10 protein-coding genes are annotated in these 17,028 nt (G+C 62.1%); 6 read left to right on the top strand and 4 right to left on the bottom strand.

The annotated features are described in order from the left end of the window. Positions 1-2 precede the first annotated feature (2 nt). The 3 genes from NJ75_RS15005 to NJ75_RS14995 all read right to left on the bottom strand — a co-directional run bounded on the left by NJ75_RS15005 (position 3) and on the right by NJ75_RS14995 (position 7,261). Entirely contained in the window at positions 3-2,591 is a 2,589-nt protein-coding gene (locus NJ75_RS15005; RefSeq protein ID WP_052242543.1) for a glycoside hydrolase family 3 C-terminal domain-containing protein, read from the bottom strand. A 132-nt stretch (positions 2,592-2,723) separates the two neighbouring features. Further along, positions 2,724-4,286, bottom strand: a complete 1,563-nt coding sequence (locus tag NJ75_RS15000; RefSeq protein WP_039335893.1) for a tryptophan halogenase family protein — start codon at positions 4,284-4,286, stop codon at positions 2,724-2,726. Between the two features lie 71 nt (positions 4,287-4,357). Continuing rightward, entirely contained in the window at positions 4,358-7,261 is a 2,904-nt protein-coding gene (locus NJ75_RS14995) for a TonB-dependent receptor (RefSeq protein WP_039335891.1), read from the bottom strand. 368 nt (positions 7,262-7,629) lie between these two features. Between NJ75_RS14995 and NJ75_RS14990 the strand changes: the two genes are divergently transcribed. From NJ75_RS14990 to NJ75_RS14975, 4 genes are read left to right on the top strand one after another with little or no spacing between them, the layout of a single operon-like run. Continuing rightward, complete coding sequence (locus NJ75_RS14990; RefSeq protein ID WP_039335890.1) at positions 7,630-8,331, top strand: SapC family protein; 702 nt, start codon at positions 7,630-7,632, stop codon at positions 8,329-8,331. 1 nt (position 8,332) lies between these two features. Continuing rightward, positions 8,333-9,361, top strand: a complete 1,029-nt coding sequence (locus tag NJ75_RS14985) for a cupin-like domain-containing protein (RefSeq protein WP_039335888.1) — start codon at positions 8,333-8,335, stop codon at positions 9,359-9,361. Positions 9,362-9,394: 33 nt separating this feature from the next. Continuing rightward, positions 9,395-10,468 (top strand): alpha/beta hydrolase, encoded by a 1,074-nt coding sequence (locus NJ75_RS14980; RefSeq protein ID WP_039335886.1) that lies wholly within the window; start codon positions 9,395-9,397, stop codon positions 10,466-10,468. Then, positions 10,465-12,363, top strand: coding sequence for an NPCBM/NEW2 domain-containing protein (locus NJ75_RS14975; protein WP_039335884.1), 1,899 nt, complete (start codon positions 10,465-10,467; stop codon positions 12,361-12,363). Before NJ75_RS14980 ends, NJ75_RS14975 begins: the two co-directional genes overlap by 4 nt. Here NJ75_RS14975 and NJ75_RS14970 read toward each other — a convergent pair. Continuing rightward, positions 12,360-12,668, bottom strand: coding sequence for a hypothetical protein (locus tag NJ75_RS14970; protein WP_039335882.1), 309 nt, complete (start codon positions 12,666-12,668; stop codon positions 12,360-12,362). The genes NJ75_RS14975 and NJ75_RS14970 overlap by 4 nt on opposite strands. 743 nt (positions 12,669-13,411) lie before the next feature. Between NJ75_RS14970 and NJ75_RS14960 the strand changes: the two genes are divergently transcribed. Together NJ75_RS14960 and NJ75_RS14955 are read left to right on the top strand one after the other, a co-directional pair. Continuing rightward, positions 13,412-15,787: a TonB-dependent receptor gene (locus NJ75_RS14960; RefSeq protein ID WP_082013412.1), complete on the top strand. Its 2,376-nt coding sequence runs from the start codon at positions 13,412-13,414 to the stop codon at positions 15,785-15,787. Between the two features lie 317 nt (positions 15,788-16,104). Continuing rightward, positions 16,105-16,998 (top strand): alpha/beta hydrolase, encoded by an 894-nt coding sequence (locus NJ75_RS14955; protein ID WP_236727159.1) that lies wholly within the window; start codon positions 16,105-16,107, stop codon positions 16,996-16,998. Positions 16,999-17,028 lie beyond the last annotated feature (30 nt).

The following is a 17,028-nucleotide window of genomic DNA, read 5'->3' as shown; positions in this document are numbered from 1 at the left end:
CTTCACTTCGGCAGATCGACCACGCGGTCTACGCTGAATGTCGTCTCGGTCCCCGGCAGTCCACTGTCGGGCTGGCCCCCGCCCAGGTTGAGGCGATAAGTCCCCGCAAAAACCTGCCTCACCCCATCCGGGCGCACGGCGGAAAGGTCACGTGGCGAAAGCTCCAGCGTCACCGCCTTGCTCTCGCCCGGCTTCAGGGAAACCCGCTGAATCCCGCGCAGCGCCACGCGCGGGGCACCGGGCTGATCGGGGAAGCGCAGGTAGGCCTGCACCACTTCCTCGCCTTCGCGCGCGCCGGTGTTGGTCACCTGCGTCGTCACGCGAATGCCATTGGCCGTGCTGCCGCCAACCGGATCGACCTTCGCAGGGCCATAGCCGAATGTCGTGTAGCTCAGGCCATAGCCAAAGCCATAAACCGGCTTGCCGGTGAAGTAGCGATAAGTCCGCCCCTTCATCGAATAATCGGTGAATGCCGGCAGGTCCGCCGTGTCCTTGTAGAACGTCAGCGGCAGACGTCCGGACGGATTGGTCTTGCCTGTCAGCACATTGGCCACGGCAAGCCCCCCGGCCTGACCTGGATACCACGCCTCTACGAGTGCATCGGCATTGTCCCTGGCCCATGACAGGTTGATCGGGCTGCCGTTCATCGCCACGACGACGAGCGGCTTGCCGAGCGTGCGCGCCCGGATCAGCAGTTCGCGCTGATCCATCGGCAGTTCCAGACTGGTCTTGTCACCGCCGTCGAAGCCCTCGATCTTGAGCGGCATTTCCTCGCCTTCAAGGTCCGCCGTCAGGCCGACCACGGCGACCAGCACATCGGCCTCGGCCGCGCCGCGCGCCAGATCGCCCCAGGGGTCCTTGCTGATGCGCTTCCAGAACAAGCCCGGCCCCGCCGCGCCGCCTCCTTCGATATCGAAGTGCAGCGGATAGCGCTCGCCCTTCTTCAGTTCGACCTCGACGTACTTTGGCGGCTCACCCCACAGCGAGTAGTGATCGGAGGTGATCACGGGCTTCCCGCCAATCTCGATTGCGCCCTTCACCGCGGTCACGCCCATCTTGTACAGGCCGCTTTCCGGCGCCACGAAGAAGCCGTCCCACACCACCTTGTGCGCCGGGCTCACCTCTTTCAGCTGCATCGCGCTGCTTTTCAGGTTGGTCTCGATCCGCGTGACCACCGGCTTTGCCGTGAACGTTCGTTCGCCGCGCGGCTTGTCGGGATCCACCGCGTTATAATAGACTGCCTTCAGCCCCGGCTTCCCGTCAGGCGTGAGGAAGTTGCCATCCGTCACCAGATCGCCGTCGACGATCGAAGGAGAGAACGGCACGTAGTTGACCTGCGCTCCCGGCATCGCGCGGCGCAAGCCCTCGACAACCGAGATTGGCGGCGCGGAATTGGCGGAGGAGTAATTGCCCCGCAGCACCCGCGTCGCATCGCCCAGGGGTCCGATCACCGCCACCCGCGCGCCGGCCTTCAGCGGCAGCACGCCCGTGTTCTTGAGCAGGACCAGGCTCTTCTCGGCAGACTTGAGCGAAAGGTCCCAACCTGCCTGCGTGCCCACTGCGCTCACCGGCGTGGCATTGGGCTTGCGCGCGCTCATCCCGCCCAGGTCGCCATTGCGATAGCGTGCCGAGAACAGCCGCACCAAAACGCGGTCAAGGTCGCCTTCGGTCAGGTAGCCCGCCTTCAGTGCCGCCTTGTAGCGGTCGGCCAGCCCCTTGGCCTCACCAATGGTGCCGGTGTGGCATTCGTTGTCGACGCCCGCCAGCAGGCCTACCGCCACGCCCGAGGCAGCATCGGGCGCATACTTGTGGCGATCATAGATATCGACCACCGCATCGCAGTCCGAAACGACATAGCCTTTGAAGCCCCACGCCCCGCGCAGCCTGTCCTTCAGTAAGAGATGGCTCGCGCAGGCCGGCTGCCCGTCAACGCGGTTGTAGGCGCACATGATCGATCCGGCCTTGCCCTCGACAATCGCGGCGCGGAACGCGGGCAGATAGGTGTCTTCCAGATCGTGGCGCGAAACCATGATGTTGTCGGTATGCCGGGTCGGTTCGGGCCCTGAATGCACCGCAAAGTGCTTGGGGCTGGCGATCACGTCGGGCAGATCCGGGTTCGGCCCCTGGATGCCCTTCACGTAAGCGACGCCCAGTTGCGCCGTCAGGTACGGGTCCTCGCCATAGGTCTCCTGCCCACGGCCCCAGCGCGGATCGCGGAAGATGTTGATGTTGGGCGCCCAGGTGTCGAGCCCGGTGCCGATCTTGCCGAGATGCCCGGTCTGCCGAGCCAGCGTGTGCAGGCCCTGCAGTTCGGTGCTGATCACCCGTGCCACGTCATGGATCAATGGCGGGTCGAACGTGGCAGCAAGCCCGATGGATTGCGGGAAGTTCGTGGTCGGGACGGCACCGCCCGCGCCATGCAGGCTCTCGGTCCACCAGTTGTAGGCCGGCACGCCAAGGCGCGGGATAGCCGGCGCGACATTCAGCAATTGCTCCACCTTCTCGTCGGTGGTCATCTTCGCCACCAGCGCTGAAGCCAGCCGGTCCGCCTCGGCCCGCGGATCAACCTCCTGCGCGTTGGCGGTGGACATAGTTAGCGTTACCACGCTGACGGACCCAAGCAGCAGTCGCGCAAGGCCGCGCGTTGGCAATGAACTGGCGATCACGATTTTCCTCTCAAGTATCCCGTGCCGATGCGACCCGGCAGGGCTGGTCGTTGCGGATCAGACTGGCTGCAATCCGTATTTCACGATGCGGTCGATCAGGTCGCGATGCCTGGGCAGTCCACTCAGCATTCGCGCAGTGACGTCAGCATTCTCTGCCCGCGCACGCCGCGCCTCACGCACTTCCGGTTCGAGCGTGCGCGCGGAAACCTCGGTTCGGAAACCCATTCCATAGAGCACGTACTGATAGGATGCCGAAGGGAACACCTCGTCCACCCGGTCGAACTCCTCGTGCATATAGGGGCCCTGATACTGCCACAGCGCCATCAGCTCCTGCAGCCTCTCGGGAATGGAGGCCGGGTCCATGTTGTCCCGCCAGAACGCCGTATCGCGTCGCTGGCTCAAGACGTAATGCAGCTTGAGAAAGTCGATGATCCGGCCCCAGCGGTACAGCGTCTTCTCGTTGTAGCGCCGCGCCACCACGTCCATAACCTCGCGCACCGGGGGCATCTGGTCTGCGATCATCTTGGCCGAAAGCTCGATCAGCACGATGGCGGAGGCTTCCAGTGGCTCGAGGAACCCTGCCGCCAGCCCTACGGCAACGCAATTGTTCTTCCAGAACAGTTCGCGGTGGCCCGAACGGATATCGATCTTGCGCACCGCAAGACCTTCCGCCGCCGGACCCACATAAGCGCGCAGTTCCGCCTCCGCTTCTTCGCGGCTGATATGGCGGCTTGAATAGACGTGCCCAACACCCCGTCGCGTCGGCAAACCGATGTCCCAGATCCACCCCGCCGATTGCGCGGTCGAGATCGTGTGCGTTGCCACCGGCGCATCGGGGGCGGGGTATGGCACCTGCATGGCGAGCGCGGTGTCGCAGAAGAGCACGTCGTTGCAGTCCTTGAAGCCGACGCCGAGCGTCTGCCCCAGCAGCAGGCTGCGCATGCCGGTGCAGTCGATGAACAGATCGCCGCTGATTTCGCCTGCCTGCTCGGTCGCGATCGCGCGAATGTCGCCGCCTTCGTCCTGAAGCACTTGGCGCATGTCTGCCAGCACGTGGCGCACGCCCAGCTTTTCGGTGCAATGCCGCTGCATGAACGGCGCGAACTTGCCGGCATCGAGATGGTAGGCGTAATTCGCCTGCCCCTCGTACTCGGCATTGACCATCGACTTGGGCGCCAGGTTCTCGTCGCAGAGCCGCCCTTGCGGACATACCGCGTCGCAGAAGGTCTCGCCGTTGTCGCCACCCTCGTTCAGCGTGCCCGTCAGCCAATGCGGCGCAAGGTTCAGCTGCCCGAAGCGCTGCGGCAGGACCAGCGGATGATAATAGGCGTCATCCTCGGCGCCCGTGGTCCACTTCGCAAACAGCGCGCCTTGCTTGAAGGCGGCATCGCATTCGCGGAAAAAATCCGTTTCGGAAATGCCCACGCTCTTGAGCGTCGAGCGCAGCGTAGGCCAGGTCCCTTCGCCCACGCCTATGATCGGCACGTTGGGGCTTTCCACCAAGGTGACGGAGAAGTCGTGTCCGATCCGGGCCTTGTGCTTTGCGGCAATGATCGCTGCGGTCAGCCACCCGGCCGTTCCGCCACCGACAATCACGACATCGCGCACTGCACGAACCATCCGCGCACCTCTCCGTCCTGCTTTTGCAGCAGTGCCGGGGCACGAAGCTCCGGCACCACCATCACGTCTTGTCAGTAGTTGAAACGGGCGCCGAAGACAAAGCGGCGACCGTAGTTGAACGTGTCGAGCGACATGTTCGAAAAGCGACCATAGGTGCTGTAGTTCGAGTTGTTGAGGTTGGTGCCCTCGACAAAGACCGACAGCTCCTTGGTCACTTGGTAGCTTGCGCTGGCATCGATCTGGAACTGACGGTTCACGTTGACCGGTTCCGCACCGAAGGTGCCGCCCTGCTGCTGGCCAAGGCCAAGCAGGTACTTGTCGCGCCAGTTACCGGCAACGCGCACTTCCAGACCGTTCTTGTCATAGAACGCCACGAGGTTCGCGGAGTTGGCAAGGCCGGTGATGGCAAAGGCCGAACCCGAGATGTCCGCCGTGTTGAAGGTACGGTTGGTATTGACCAGCGTGGCATTGGCGTTGAACCCGAAACCGCTATCGCCGAAGACCTGCTGCCAGGCGATTTCGACGCCGCGCACCACGCCGTCCGGACCGTTGACCTTGCTGTTCACCTGGAACTGCGCGGGCTGGTTCGTGAACGGATCGACCACACCGTTGATCGTCTGGGTGCTGACGCCGCCGACGATGAAGTTCGAGATGAACTTCATAAAGCCGTTGACCGCGAAGTACGAGTTGGAACCGTAGTACCACTCGACACCGAGATCGAGGTTGTCGGCAAGGTAGGGCTTGAGGCCGGCGTTGCCGCCCGACGCCGCAAGGCTGCCCCTGCGCAGCGTACCAAGGTTGATCGTCGGGCGCAGATCACCCAGCGCCGGGCGGGTCAGCGTGCGCGATGCATCGAAGCGCAGGATCAGGTTCGGCTTCACCTCCAGCTTCACGTCAAGGCTGGGCAGGACGTAGTTGTAGGAAATGCTGCGCTCGATCAGCTGCTGCGGCGTGAAGGTATCGACCTGGATCAGCGTCGGGTCGGTCGGCACCGTGATCAACTTCACCGGATTGCGGCCAAGCGCGCCCGAAGTCAGCTTGGTGTACTCGTCACGTACGCCCGCGCTGACCTTGAACGGCATATCGCCGATCTCGCTCTCGAAGTTGATGCGCAGATAGGCCGCAAACGTCTGCTCCTTGACGTTGAGCACGCTGTCCGGGTTGAACGCAGGCGCAGTCGTGCCGCGTCCGGTCGCCTCGAGCACCCGGTACACCGCCACCGGATCGTACTTGATGATCGCAGGGGCGAGGTTGCCTTCGTAACCCGGAATGAAGTTGTTGGTGCTGATGATGCCCTGATAGACACTGTCTGGCAGCGGTGCGACTGCGCCGGTACGGCCAGACGGAGCGCCGTAACCACCGTAGCGGAAGAACGTGCCGTTCACGAACGGGCTTTCGCCTTCCTGATGATACTTGTTTTCCTGGAAGCTGCCGCCGAAGTGGACCTTCAGGTTGTCGCCGTCCCACTTGCCGCCGATCTTCACCTGCTTGACGAGGTTGGTGAAGTAGTTGGGGAAGCCGGCAATCACGTGGCTGCCGATCAGCGACTTGTCGGTAAAGCGCGAAACGTCACCACCCGGCCCCACGTCGTGGATGCTGGGCAGGAAGTTGTTGCTCGGCCCGCCGATCTTCACGCCGGTATTGGCGCCAAGGATCGTCGAATAGCGGCTGCACGAAGTCGGCGCGGTCGTCGGGCCCGCACCGGCGGGATACGTGCAACCCGTCGACAGGAACGGCCCGTTCGGATCGGCATTGGTGCCGCCGTAACCGATGTCCATCGCGTTCTGGTAGCCGTTGCGGCCGGGATTGAGGACCGAGCGCGAGAGCGATGCGTCGAAGTCGAAGCTGAGCTCGTCGGTCGCATCCCACTTCAGGTTGCCGCCGAACATGTAGGTCTGGTTGATCGTCCGCGCCAGGCTGGCGTTGAAGTCCATCGGCGTGCCGAACTGGTTGAAATCAACCACCGTGCCGTTGCTGTCCTGCTTCACATTGCGCAAGTCGTCACCGTTGAACCATGCGCCGTAGCCATAGGTCGCGGTGTTCAGCGTCTGGCGGGTGAAGTTGCCGTCCAGCGTCAGCAGCACATCGTCACCGGCCTGCCACTGATAGGCAAGACGGCCGTCGATGCGCTCGTCCTTCGTGGTAATCTGGTTGGCGCCAACCTGCTGCGGGAACCAGCCCAGCACGTTCTTCTTGGCAGGCGTGAAGTCGTTGGTCTGGCAGGCCGCCTGCGCCTGGCACTGATAGAAGTAGTTGCCGATCCACCCCGGGATGAAGACCTGGTTGGTTTCGGTATCGACGCGGCGGTAGGCGGCGTAGGCCAGGATGCCCATGGTGTCGTCGGCAAAACGCGTGCTCGCGAGGGCCGCACCCGAAGGCGTAACCTTGCCGCTGCGGTCCTGAACGGCACCGGAAGCCTTTACCGCAAACTTGCTGCCCGCGCTGTCGAAGGGCTTGGGCAGGGCAACATTGATCGTCGCACCGATGGCGCTGGCGCCCAGTTCGACGTCGGGAGTCTTGTAGACCGAGATGTTCGAGACGAAGTCCGAGCCGATCGTCGTGAAGTCAACCGCACGGCTGCCCGAAGCGGTCGAAAGGCGACGGCCATCGAACTGCGTGTCGTTGAAGTCACCGCCAAAGCCGCGCACGGTCACGCCATTGGCTTCGCCGCGGGCGCCAGAACGCTGGATCGAGATGCCGGGCAGGCGCTGCAGTGCGTCAGCCACGTTGGCATCGGGGAACTTGCCGATGTCTTCGGCCGAAATCGCATCGACCACGCCCGAAGCCGTGCGCTTGATCTCCATGTTGCGCTGGAGCGAGCCACGAATGCCGGTGACGATGATTTCGGCGTTGCTCGGCTCGTCGTTCATGACCGAGCTTTGCGCTTCCTGTGCCGCAACCGGCATCGCCATGGCAAGCGCGATCGCGCCTGCTGCACTTCCGATAAGGAAGCGTGAATTGATGGACGTCCTCATACCCTCTCCACTGCTACTCTGACGGCCCCCCCGCCCGGGAAGGTGATCTGCATCCGGCTGCCCCACACGACAGGACCGGCAGCCATGACGAAGCACGCGCAATCGGAGAAGCATCACGCAGGCGAACTGCGATTTCCCTTCAGCCTCTCAACCCTGCAGGCGCTCTGTCAGCGTCACCTTGCGAGACCGGTGTAACTGATCTAGGTAGCGCTATCAATACCAAATTGTCTGCGCAATGGCGCCTTGGTTGGATAGTGTTGCAACAAGGCCGCGGATGGCGTTAGATCAGCCATGTTAGCGCGCACATGAAGTACCGGGCATAACCGCGATAAGCTGCCTGAAAAACAGGGAAAGACGGGAGAGGACGAATGGCTGAGCAACTCGAGATCCTGAACAGCGAGGTCCATCGCAACCTGGCCATGCACCCTATTGCTGGCGCGCATCCGCACATGGTGCAGATCTCGCTGCCCGAAGTCGAAGCGGCCGCATCCTGCTGTCCGGTCATGCTGGCCAAGTCTCCCGAAACAGGGCGATTCGCCATCGTCGCGTTGTTCGGATTCTCGCCCGACGAAGTCCTCGTGGAGGGCGCAGGCACTGGAAACGCTGCGTTTCTTCCGCTCGACCTGCAACGGCAGGGATTTTTTGCCTCTGACGAGAACATTGCCGTCGATCTTGCTCATCCCCGCTTCGCGCCCGGAGGCACAATTCCCCTGTTCGATGCCATGGGCGGCCCGACCGACGAGATGCGTCTCGTCCAGCGCGCCATCGGCACCTTGATGGGCAACGCGGCAAGGACGGAAAGATTCATTGCCGATATCGTCGAGGCGCGGCTGGTCGAGCCGGTCGACATTTCCCTGAAGTTCGACGATGGCCAGACCGTCGCCCTGAATGGCCTCTACACGGTCAGCGGCGATGCGCTTGCAGATCTCGATGATACTAGAATCATCAGACTATTTAGAGACGGCTCCCTGGCTGCTGCATTGGCAATCCGCGCGTCGCTGCGCCAGATCGGCCAGCTTGCCCGCAGGCGGAATGAACGTCTCGCCATGCCTGCCAGCGGCTGGGCATGACATGACCGGACAGGCCCGGCCAGAACTGACAGAAATCTCGAAAGACCACACCGCGCTGGTCAGCGCGGAGGCGTTTCGCGTTCAAGTTATTGAAACGGGTCGGCCCGCGGTCATCAGAGGCCTCGGCGCGGCTTTGCCAGCGACACGGGCCGCAAGCGCAGAGCCAGGCGCAGTGCTGGACTATATGCTTGGATTTGCGAACGAACGCCGACCACAAGTCTTCCAGAGCGATCCGATCAACGCGGGCCACTATTTCTATTCGGACGATCTTTCCGGCTTCAACTTCACGCGCAGCGAAATGGCGCTCAGAGATGCCTTCCACGCGATGCTGGCCCACGCGGCCGATCCCTCGGCGCCGACGACCTATGTCGGTTCGCTTGTCGCGCACGCCTATCTTCCCGGCTTTGCCGAGCCCAATCATGTTGCCATCGTGCCCCGATCTGTCGAACCACGCCTGTGGATCGGCAATCCGTCCACCGCTGCGGCTCACTACGATGCTTATGAAAATCTGGCCTGCGTGATCGCCGGAGAGCGCACGTTCACGCTCTACCCGCCTGATGCCATTGGCGATCTCTACGTTGGTCCGATCGACAATACGATGGCCGGCCAACCCGCGAGCCTCGCCGCCGGCAATCCGGACCCAGCGCGCTTCCCCCGCTTCGAAAAGGCCCGCGCCCGTGCCATCGCCGTTACCCTGCAGCCGGGCGATGCCCTCTTCCTGCCCAAGTTGTGGTGGCACCAGGTTGAAGCCAAGGCCCCGATCAACGTCATGCTCAACTACTGGTGGGACGCCACTGCCACCGGGCCTGACGCGCCCTCGCTGTCTATGCTCCACGCCATGATCGCCATAGCCGAACGCCCAGAGGCAGAGCGCATGGCCTTCCGTGCCTTCTTTGATCACTACGTCTTCCGCACCGAAGGCCACCCCCTTGCCCATTTGCCCGAAGACCAGCGCGGCGTCCTCGGCAATCTCAAGGCCAACTACGGCCAGATCCGCGCCATGCTCCTCCGCGCACTGCGCGGCAGCTGACAACAACCAGAACCAACCTCGGGAGATTGACCAATGCGCCTTTTGCCTATGCTGGCCCTCTCAGCCCTCACGATGGGAGCGCTACCTTCAAGCGCATACGCGCAAGTGCAGACGCCTGCACCCGCTGCCATTGCTGGCGCACCCAAGACCACGGTCCAGAAGATCTCTGTTCACGCCACGGCCCTCGAAGGCGCGCTTGAAGGCGATAGCGCCGATCGTGACGTTTTCGTCGTCCTGCCGCCCAGCTACGCGAAGAACCCGAAAGGCCGCTATCCGGTGGTCTATGCGCTCCATGGCTACTCCATCGGCGCGCAGCAATGGATGGGCGAGATCCACGTGCCGCAGGTGATCGAAGGCGGCATGGCCCAGGGTGCGCGCGAGATGATCTACGTCTTCCCCGACAGCAAGACCGTGCACAACGGCTCGATGTATTCCTCGTCTGTCACCACCGGCGATTTCGAGACCTTCATCGCCCGCGATCTTGTGACCTACATCGACAGCCACTTTCGCACCCTGCCCACGCGCGAAAGCCGCGGTCTCGTCGGCCATTCGATGGGCGGTTACGGCGCCACGCGCATCGGCATGAAGCATGCCGACGTGTTCGGCGCGCTCTACCTGATGAGCCCGTGCTGCCTCTCCGCGCGCGGCCTGTTTGGCGTCACGCCCGAGGCAATGAAGGCCTATGCCGCGATGAAGAGCCCGGCCGACTCGGCCAGCCTGCAATGGGCACAGCGCGGCACCCTGGCGGCTGCCGCCGCCTGGTCACCCAACCCGAAGAACCCGCCGCTCTATCTCGACCTGCCGTTGACCGCCGACGGCAAGACCCGCGATGACGTCATGGCGAAATGGGCCGCCAACGCCCCGCTCTCCTTTGTGGACCAGTACATCCCGAACATGCGTCGCTACGCTGCGATTGCCATGGACGTGGGCGACAAGGACGGCCTCAAGACCGATACCGAAACCCTGCACAAGGTCCTCGAAACCTACGGCATCGCCAACAGCTTCACGCTGTACGAAGGCGATCACACCAATCGCGTCGCCTTCCGCTTCCAGGAACAGGTCGTGCCGTTCTTCAGCAAGCACCTCGCGTTCGGAGCAACGAAGTGAAGCGCCTCGCTGTCGCCGCCCTGCTCGCAGCAACCACCCTCGCATCCTCGGCCAACGCCGCCGACAAGCCGCTCGAAGCCCGTGGCACCTGGAGCGTAACGACGCGTGGCTCCGCCCCGCTGCCGCCGATGGGCTGGAACAGCTGGAACGCCTTCGGCACCGACATCGACGAGGAAAAGGTCATCGCCTCGGCGCAACTGATCGTCGATTCCGGGCTCGCCGCCAAGGGCTACCGCTACGTCAACATCGACGATGGCTGGTGGGCGAAGCGGCGGCAGGCTGATGGCCGTGTGCTGATCCGCACCGACAACTTCCCTTCGGCCCGAACGGCTGATGGCAACACCAGCTTCCGCCCTTTCACCGACCGGCTTCACGCCATGGGCCTGAAAGCCGGCATCTACAGCGAGATCGGCCGAAACAGCTGCGGCCAGATCTACGGCGATCCCGCCGGCCCCGGCCAGCCCGCGGGCACCATGGCCGAACGCGAGATCGGCCTCTACGGCCACATCGATCAGGACATCGCGCTCTATTTCGGCGAATGGAACTTTGACTATATCAAGGTCGACGGCTGCGGCATCCGCGCGCTCGCCGCTGACAGCCCGCAGGTCAAATCCGGCCGGCTGCGCGCGCTGGATCCGCTGATCGACTACGACACCATCCCGCGCACTAATATCCCCGCAGTGAAGGGCCTGTTCGATCAGGTGGGCCAGGCGCTGTCGCGCAACAAGCCTGGCAACGATTTCGTCCTGTCGATCTGCCTGTGGGGTTCGGCCGACGTCCGCTCATGGGCGCGTACCCTCGGCAACCTTTCGCGCACCAGCGAGGACATCTCCCCCAATTGGGAGCGGATGCTGCACAATCTCGATTCCGCCTCCCGGCGTGAACTTTACGCCAAGCCCAACAGCTGGAACGATCCCGACATGCTGTTCATCGGCAGCGGCGAGTTCGACGATGCGCACCTCACCGAGGCGCGTTCGCACATGTCGCTGTGGGCGATGCTCAACGCACCTCTGATCATCGGCTTCGATCTGCGCAAGGCCTCGCCCGCAATGATGGGCGTGCTCGGCAATGCGCAGGTCATCGCGCTCAATCAGGACGCGGCCGCGCATCAGGCCGTGCTGGCCTATGATGGCGACAGCGTTCAGATCTTCACCAAGACGCTGGCCGACGGCACCAAGGCTGTCGCCCTGTTCAACCGCACCGGCAGCCCGATCGACGTGAAGCTCATCGCGTCGCACCTCAAATACCGCGCCGATCAACCGATTACCCTGACTGACCTGTGGGACGGCGACACGAAATCCTTCACCAATGAAATGCCGGTCCATCTCGAACGCCACCAGACCCTGCTGTTCAAGGCCAGCGGCACGCGCGAGCACGCGCAAGGCCTTTACCTGTCCGAGCAACCCGGCAACGTGAACCCGGCGGTCGACGGTATCGTGCATCCCATGGCCGACCCGATGGTCTATCGCGGCCTTCTGCCCTGGCGCTCGACCAAGGCCGATGGCGAACATCCCGTTTATGGCGGTTGGGGCGGTGCGCGGGCAGATGCGACCCCCTTCGCCCAGACTCCGAAGATCGCGGGCAAGACCTATCACAACGCCATCGGCACCCTCGCCAACTCTCGCCTCGAAGTCCGCAACACCGGCTTCTCGACCTTCACCACCCTCGCCGGGATAGACGACTCCGTCGCCGACCCCACCGCTCGCGTCCGCTTCTCGGTCCACGCCGATGGCAAGCTGCTGAAGCAGACCGGGTGGATGAAGCCCGGCGACGCGCCTGCCGCCATTGCCGTGCCGGTCAAGGGCGCGAAGATCGTGGAACTGGTCGCCGAAGGAAACCGCCCGGAGATGCAAAATGTGGCGGTCGACTGGGCCGAAGCGGCGCTCGACCGCTAGGCTTGGCGCCGCACAAGGCGCCAGACCCGCATCACGCCCAGCACCACCAGCGCCCAGAAGCCAAGATCCGCAAGGAACGGGCCGGGCCGGAAGTCATCCTCCGGCCCGATCTGGTGCGGCACGGAAGTGGCCGTGCTGTCCGCCAGAAACGGCGCGGGCCACCCCGCCACCTCGCGCGGCAACCAGTTCTGCTCGAGCGGCCCCTCGAACCCATACATCGCCCGTTCGTCGGACGCGGGATGGATCAGCGCGCTTGCGCAGGTGAGGAGCAAAGCGAAGGCGGCAACGAGGATCGATCTCAGCATCACAGCCAAAACGCGGCAGCAAACGCAAAGTGCCGCCCCCAGCGGACGGTCTACGTTCCGCTGTTCAGGACCGCGTTTCTGGTGGCGAGGTCTTCAGCCAGAATAATTGGTTCGGCGCCAAACGGCAGTGATCTCCAGCGTCTCGGCAAGGACCGCTCTGGCAACTTCGTACTGTCTGAAAACGGTTTCGCCGGACATTCGCCTCATCGTGCTGACTTCGGCGGGCAACGTTGATCTTGTGACACCCTCCGGTCCTTTTTTGATGAGGTCCTTACTTTTCGGATGTCGGATCATCGCCTGCTGACATTCGCTGGATGAAGCTTGGCAAGGCTCGAGCGTCTCCTGCCGCGCAAGCATAGCCCAGATCTATACCCGCATAGGGAATCATTTCTTTTTTTGAGGGATAACTTTCGGCATCTCCGCGCCTTGACTGGGTCAGGTGGGAGAACCGCAGCGATGTGCCGGAAAAGACGATCGCTCGACGGGAAGGTCTCAGGCCGTGTCCACGAGTTCGACACGAGAGGTGTCCTTCTGGCGCAGCGATAGTTTCGGCCCCGATTGGACCACAGCTCAACGTTGGGCCGAATTGGCAGCACCAGACGTCTTCATCCGAGAATACTCGTCATTCACGATGAATACCACGTGCGAATAGGCATGGAACTCGAAGAAAAAAGGCGTCTCTTCTCCATAATTTCGACAATCGAGAGACATTATTCCGATAATTCAATTTCAGGGAGATAAAGATGAATAGATACAGATTGATGGCACTGGCGGCGTCGACTGCGATTGCTTCATATTCATGGTCAGCGAATGCCCAGGATACAACTGAAGGCGCTGGCACCGATGCGAATGCTGACGTGTTCGGGGACATCGTCGTGACAGCCTCGCGACGGGCAGAGCGCTTGCAGGAAGTGCCGTTGGCCGTGTCAGCACTGGGAGCTGAACAGATCGCCAAGGGAGGATTCCAGCGCCTGCCCGACTTGCAGTATCAGGTTTCTGGCCTTCAGTTTGGCAGTTCCCCGAACGACAGTGGTTTCCGTCTGCGTGGCGTTGGCTCGGCAGGCGGTTTCGCCTCGTCGTCCGAACAGAATGTCGGCACCGTCGTCGACAACGTCGTGATCCCCTTCGGCAATCCGCTCAACAGCCTGGGGGATCTCGAGCGGGTGGAAGTGCTCAAGGGCCCGCAGGGTACCCAGTTCGGCAAGAACGCTTCTTCCGGCGTCATCAACATCACGACGGCCAAGCCCCGGTTCGACAAGGTCTCGGGCAAGGCGTACGCATCGTACGGTGAATTGAACGAGGTCAACGCCAACGCCTCGGTCAACCTGCCATTGTCGAGCAATGCCGCTATGTCGGTGTTCGGCTTCTACCGTCGGAATGATGGCTTCCTCGAGAACGTCCTGCGCGATGAAATGTGGGGTGGTGAACGCAGCTATGGAGCGCGCGCCAAGCTGCTTTGGGAGCCGTCCGAAGATCTCAGCGTCTACGTGATTGGCGACTATTCCAAAATCAATCGTACAGGGCCGGGGCAACTCTGGACGCTTAACTCCCTGCCAAACAGCGCCAAGCCGGGAACCGGCTTTAATCCGCTGATGGCATTACGCTTCGCCAATCTGTCAGCCTTGGGCGTCACGCCGGGCTTCGAGAACGGCAAATCGGTTGAAGACTATCCAGGGTACAGCTCGGAGCAGAACTTCGGAGCCTCGATCGAAATCAACAAGGAGCTGGGGAGCGGCTATAACCTTACGTCCGTCACCGCCTACCGTGGTCTCAACGAAGGTCCGCAGGCATTTGCCATCGATGGCAGCAGCTTGCCGATCTTCAGGGCCCAGCCAACCGGTGTCGATCAGACATTCTTCAGCCAGGAACTGCGCCTCTCCTCGCCCAAGGGCTCGCAGCTCGAGTTTACCGGTGGCTTCTACGCATCGGTTCGCAAGGTAGGCGACGCTAACGACTTCAATCGCGCCCAGTTGCGCCCGGCCTTCCCGTTCACACCGATTGCTCTTGGACCGACGCTGAGTGCCACACCGATCATCAATATCTCGGCAGGGCAGAGTAACACCCAGACAAAGTCTGATTCTTACGCCGGATTTATTGACGGCAAGTTCCACATGAGCGAGCAGTTCGCCCTTCTCGGCGGTTTCCGCGTCCAGAATGACAAGGTCAAATCGTCGTCGTTCTCGATCGTCGACCCGGCCGTCGCACCCGCAACGGTCGATTTCTCGACAACGCCGCCAGGATTCGTTGTCCCCTATGCACCGCGTGCACTGCAAACGGGCAGCGTGTCGAAGACAGGATGGTCAGGGCGAGTCGGTGCCGAATACAAGCTGGCGCCTGATGTCATGGTGTTCGCGACCGTTGCCCGTGGTTACCTGGGACCGACCGTGACGTTCTCCGGGCTCACGGGTGCAAAGTCCAGCGTCAATCCCCAGACGGTCCGCGACGTGACAGTTGGGCTCAAGAGCCAGCTGTTCAATCGGACAGTCACCTTCAATGCCAACATGTTCTTCGATCAGTACAAGAACCTCCAAACCTCGGTCTTCAACGGAACCGAGTTCCTGACGGAGAACGCCGGTGGTTTCCGCGCGAATGGCTTTGAAGTGGATGCAGCTTGGCGCGTCAGCCCCGAGTTCAGCCTGAATGGAGGCTTCACTTATTCGGACACCAAGTTTACCGATTACGTCACGGCCTGCCCAAGTGTCGTCAAGGCCGGCTACACGTGCTTCACCCAGAACGGAACCAGTCTGATCCAGGCGAAAGGCGAGCCCTTGTCCGGAGCACCGAAATACAGCGCTACGTTGGGGGCAAATGTCACCCTGCCAATCAGCGATAGCCTGCAGTTCGATTGGGCAGCAAACGGGTACTATCGAAGCAGGGTTCAATATGACGTGGCAAGCGCGATTGCTTCCCAGCCAGGATTCGTGACCATCGGTCTCAATGCCGGCATCGGTCACCCGGACGGGAATTGGCGCCTCGGCGTGTTCGCCCGCAACCTGCTGGACAAGCGCTTCCATGCATCAGTGATCGGATTGCCCTTTGCAGATGCAGGCGGCGCCGTGAACTGGTTGACGCGTGAAGGGCGTCGCACCTTGGGGGCAAGCCTGGAAGCTAAGTTCTGACAGGCTACAGGTCCCGCCTTGCTGCCTCGCTTTCTAGGTTAGCGAGGCGGGACGCCTTGCAACTGCTAAGACACTGGAGGCTAAGCCAGACAGAACTCGGCTTGGTATCGAATTTGGGCAAACTCGTAAGATTCTGATCGACGTATGGGAGAAGTATCGTGAAGCGAGTTTCACGGCGAGAGTCCTTCAAGCTGGCTGCCATCGGAACTGCGGGCTGCCTTCTGGGCGGTCTGAGCGAACTGGCGCGTGCCAGCGAGCCAGAGGAATTTGCCTACGTTCACCCTCAACTGCGCCCCTTTGCCAAGCAACTCATGGCCATGCTTGAACCCATGCCCGAGCTTTCCGAAAAAAGCTTGTCATTCACCCGGAAGGCAATGGGCGGATGGGCGCAGCCTCCCCTCCAAGCCCCCGCCTGGACCAGACAATCTGTACCTGGTTTGACGGGCCACCCGGCGGTCACCGTGTACGTCGTCAACAGCGACGCGTCGAAACGCCGTCCGGCAATCCTTCACACGCACGGCGGAGGTTTTGTCAGCGGCACAGCTATCAGCATGGTTGCTGACCTGCAGCGTCTGGCTTTGGAATTGGACTGCACGATCGTCACAGTCGATTATCGTCTCGCGCCGGAAACACGATATCAGGGATCCATTGCAGACAACTATGCAGCTCTCGAATGGCTTTACGACAATGCGACATCCCTTGGCGTCGATGCAGGCAGGATCGCCGTTATGGGCGAGAGCGCAGGCGGCGGGCACGCAGCGCTGTTGGCCCTCAAAGCGCGTGATGTCGGCAAGGTCCCGATCGTCGCACAGGTTTTGATATACCCGATGCTGGATGACCGCACCGGAACCGTAGAGACGCCAAAGGCTCCGATCGGCACGATTGTCTGGACTGCTGCCAAGAACCGGTTCGGGTGGGGTGCGTTTCTGGGGATGGAGCCAGGCATGGATACTGCTCCTGTGGCGGCAGTGCCAGCACGCCGATCGGATCTGGCTGGCCTGCCGCCAACCTTCATCGGCGTCGGAGCTATCGACCTTTTTGTCGATGAGGACATAATGTACGCCAAGCGTCTGATCGCTGCCGGCGTTCCGACCCGGCTGGAAGTCGTGCCTGGGGCGTTCCATGGATTTGACGGGATCGCTGCTTCAACCCAGGTGGCGAAGAACTTCCATGAGTCGAAAGTAGCTGCTTTGCGGAGCGCTTTCGCTTGACAGACTTATCACCTCAACAGGCAGTATGAG

The organism is Novosphingobium subterraneum, from assembly GCF_000807925.1.
In the GTDB taxonomy this organism is placed as follows: Bacteria; Pseudomonadota; Alphaproteobacteria; order Sphingomonadales; family Sphingomonadaceae; genus Novosphingobium; species Novosphingobium subterraneum.
This window is presented reverse-complemented; position numbering and strand designations above follow the sequence as displayed.